The following is a 3,302-nucleotide window of genomic DNA, read 5'->3' on the forward strand; positions in this document are numbered from 1 at the left end:
ACCCCCACCGCCTGGTGGCCCTGCTCACCCCGCAGCCACAGCAGCCGCAGGTGGTGCGGGGTGAGCAGGGCCACCAGGCGGTGGGGGTGGGGCTTAGAGCGCGCAGAAGCGGCGGACCTCAGCCACGTCATAAGCCCTCGCCTCCGCGGCGGCCATGCTGATCTTGCCCTGCTTGACCAGGCCGGCCAGGCTCATGTCCATGGGGGTGAAGACCTCGCGCGCGGCAGAGAGGTCGGCGCGCATCTGCCCGGCCGACTTGCGCGCGAGGATGATGTTGGACACCGCGGGCGAGTTCGTCAAGAGCTCGTAGGCGGCGATGCGCCCGGGCTGGTCGCAGCGCGGCACCAGCTGCTGGGAGACCACCCCCACCAGGTTGCTGGCCAGCTGCACCGTGACCTGGGCTTGCTGCTCGGCGGGGAAGGCGTCGAGGATGCGGCTCACCGTCTCGGGGCCGCCCTTGGTGTGCAGGGTGCCCAGCACCAGGTGGCCGGTCTCGGCGGCGGTGATAGCGGCGCCGATGGTCTCGGGGTCGCGCATCTCGCCCACCAGGATCACGTCGGGGTTCTCGCGCAGCGAATCCTTGAGGGCCTGGCGGAAGCTGAGGGTGTCCGATCCGACCTCGCGCTGGGAGATCACCGACCGCAGGTTCTTGTGGTGGAACTCGATGGGGTCTTCGATGGTGACGATGTGCTTGGCGAAGTTCTCGTTGAGGTAGTTCACGAGGGTGTTCAAGGTCGTTGATTTTCCCGAGCCGGTTGGCCCGGTCACGAGGAAAAGGCCCCGCGGCATCTGCACGAGGTCGAACAGCCGCTCCGGCAGGCCGAGCTCGCCCAGGCTGCGGATCTCCGAGGGGATGGTGCGCGCCACCACGCACCACTTGCCCCGCTCCATGAACACGTGCAACCGGAAGCGCCCCACGTCGCGCAGGAAGAAGGAGAAGTCGAGGCTCTTCTGCTCCATCCAGCGCTGCACGCGCTCGTTGACCATGGGGTCGGGCACGCGCCCCGCCGAGTCCTCGTCGTCGTCGAGGTTGAGCAGTTTCTTGACGCTCTCCTCGAGTTCGCGACCCACGAAGATGCGGCTCCCCTCCATCAGCCTCAGCTCCCCGTGCACCCGGGCCACGGGCAACAGGTCGGGCTTGACGATGATGTCGCTGGCCTGCATGTACACCGCCGTGTTCAGCAGGTCGAGGAATTCCATGAACGCAGCACCTTTAGTCATCATGTGTCTTCTCCCTTCTCCGTCTTCTCCGTAAGCGGCGCGGGGTCGGCGTGGCGGGGCCGACCCCGCAGGCCTAGGCCATGGTCTTCGCCAGCACCTCCTCGGCTGAGGTCACGCCCTGCTCGACCTTGAGCACCCCGTCCTCCGCCAGCGTGCGCATGCCCTTCTCCAGCGCCAGCTCGCGGATGCGGTCGGTGGCGGCCCGCTGGGCCAGCGCCGACTGCAGGGTGCGGTCGACCTCCATCAGCTCGAAGATCCCGGTGCGCCCGGCGTAGCCCCCGCGGCAGTGGCGGCAGCCGTCGGGGTTGGGCAGCCGGGCGTGGCGGAGCTCCCGGTGCAGCAAGCGCTCGCTCTTGCCCTCGCGGTCCTCGCTCGAGCACGCCGGGCAGAGCCTGCGCACCAGGCGCTGGGCCAGCACCCCCAGCAGCGCCGCGCTGACGTTGGCGGGGTCGACCCCGAGGTCCATCAGCCGGGTGGCGCTGCTGGGCGCGTCGTTGGTGTGCAGCGTGGCGATGACCAGGTGGCCGGTGAACGCCGCCTGCACCGCCACCTGCGCCGTTTCGCGGTCGCGGATCTCCCCGACGTAGATGATGTCGGGGTCCTGCCGCAGGAAGGCCCGCAGCACGTCGGCGAAGGTCACCCCGGCCTGGGGGTTGACCTGCACCTGGGTCAACCCCGGCAGCTCGTACTCCACGGGATCCTCCACGGTCAGCACGTTGACCTCGGGCCGGGCGATCTCGCTCAGGATGGAGATGCCGGTGCGGGTCTTGCCCGAGCCGGTGGGCCCGGTGATCAGGAACAGCCCGTAGGGCCGCCGGATGATCCGGCGCAGGGCCTCCAGGGTGTCGGCCTGGAACCCCGCCTCCTCCAGCGGCGGGGCCTTGCCCTCGTTCCTCAGCAGCCGCAGCACGGCCTTCTCCCCGTACATGCCGGGCACCGTGGACACCCGCACGTTGGCCTCGAGGCCCCCCTCCTTGAAGCGGAAGCGCCCGTCCTGCGGGCGGCGCCGCTCGGCGATGTCGAGGTTGGCCTTGAGCTTGACCTTCTGGATCACCAGCGGGGTCGAGCGCGCCGGGAGCGTGGTGTACTCGTGCAGCTCCCCGTCGCGCCGCATGCGCACCACCCCCTGGTGCTTGTGGCTTTCTACGTGCACGTCGGAGGCGTCGGAGAGCAGGGCCTCGCGGATGAAGGAGCCCACCAGCCGGTCGAGGGCGTTGCCCTCGACCTCCAGCCCCTCCGTCCCGGGCGATCACGCGCTGGATGGCGCTGGGCGAGGCCAGGGCCAGCCGCAGCGGGGTGTTGCGCAGCAGCATGCGCAGCTCGTCGTTGCGCTGGATGTCCTCGGGGTCGGACACCGCCACCACCAGCTCCCCCGCCTCGTTCATCCGGTAGGGGATGGCCCGCAGCGAGATGGCGTAGGCGTCGCTGATGCGCCGGCGCACCCCCGGGTCGGGGGGCGCGGCCTGCAGGTCCACGTAGGCCAGGCCCAGCGCCTCGGCCCGCGCCTCGGTCAGCTGCTCCTCGCTGACGAGGCCCTGGGCCAGCAGCAGGCTCTCCCCCCGCCGGGGGTCGGCCTGGTGTTCCTCGAAGGTGCGCCGGTCGATGCGGCCCTTGAGCCACAGCGCCTCCAGGGCGCTCTTGGGCCGGGCGCCGGCCGGGCGCCCGCGCTGGGCGGAGCGGTGGGCGATGCGCCAGATCTCAGGGTAGGTCAGGGCCACCGGGCGCGGCTCCAGCCCCGCCGCGGCGATCTCATCCTCGACGAAGGCGCGCCAGGAGACGTAGTAGGCCTGTCCCCCCCGGCGCACGCTCAGCAGCCGCAGCCGCTCGAGGGCCTCGGCCTGGTCGGGCTGCCCGGGCTGCCGCTCGAGCACCAGCCCGTCGAGCCCCGGCCACAGGGGGCAGCCGCTGGAGCGCGCGAGCTCGGCGTAGAGCACGCCCTCGCCCACGTACCCCTCCTCCACCAGCCAGCGCTCGACCTCGTGCCGGGCGCTGGGCGGGGGCTCGAGGTGGCCCAGGCCCAGCGCCTGCAACACCCGCCGCTCGCGCGGCAGGGGGCCGGCGGGGGCCGCGCGAGCGGCGGG

Annotated in this window: 3 protein-coding genes and 1 pseudogene; 1 reads left to right on the forward strand and 3 read right to left on the reverse strand. The window is 71.6% G+C overall.

The annotated features are described in order from the left end of the window. Positions 1-93: 93 nt before the first annotated feature. The 3 genes and pseudogenes from Mterra_RS19980 to Mterra_RS23300 all read right to left on the reverse strand — a co-directional run. Positions 94-1,221 (reverse strand): type IV pilus twitching motility protein PilT, encoded by a 1,128-nt coding sequence (locus Mterra_RS19980; protein ID WP_245971709.1) that lies wholly within the window; start codon positions 1,219-1,221, stop codon positions 94-96. Between the two features lie 73 nt (positions 1,222-1,294). Further along, on the reverse strand, positions 1,295-2,419 hold the full coding sequence (locus Mterra_RS19985) for a GspE/PulE family protein (protein WP_170159762.1): 1,125 nt from the start codon (positions 2,417-2,419) through the stop codon (positions 1,295-1,297). 94 nt (positions 2,420-2,513) lie between these two features. Beyond that, positions 2,514-2,939, reverse strand: a pseudogene (locus Mterra_RS23300) (GspE/PulE/PilB domain-containing protein); the annotation flags it as partial. Here Mterra_RS23300 and Mterra_RS23305 point away from each other — a divergent pair. Then, positions 2,901-3,302: hypothetical protein (locus tag Mterra_RS23305; protein ID WP_245971710.1), on the forward strand; the 402-nt coding region annotated here is incomplete at its 3' end. The pseudogene Mterra_RS23300 and the gene Mterra_RS23305 sit on opposite strands and share 39 nt — an antisense overlap.

Source organism: Calidithermus terrae (genome assembly GCF_003574345.1).
Taxonomy (GTDB): domain Bacteria; phylum Deinococcota; class Deinococci; order Deinococcales; family Thermaceae; genus Calidithermus; species Calidithermus chliarophilus.

What these genes read in the sequence shown, in the direction of transcription:
- Mterra_RS19980 (WP_245971709.1), bottom strand. Translation starts at nt 1,221, where the DNA reads ATGACTAAAGGTGCTGCGTTCATGGAATTCCTCGACCTGCTGAACACG.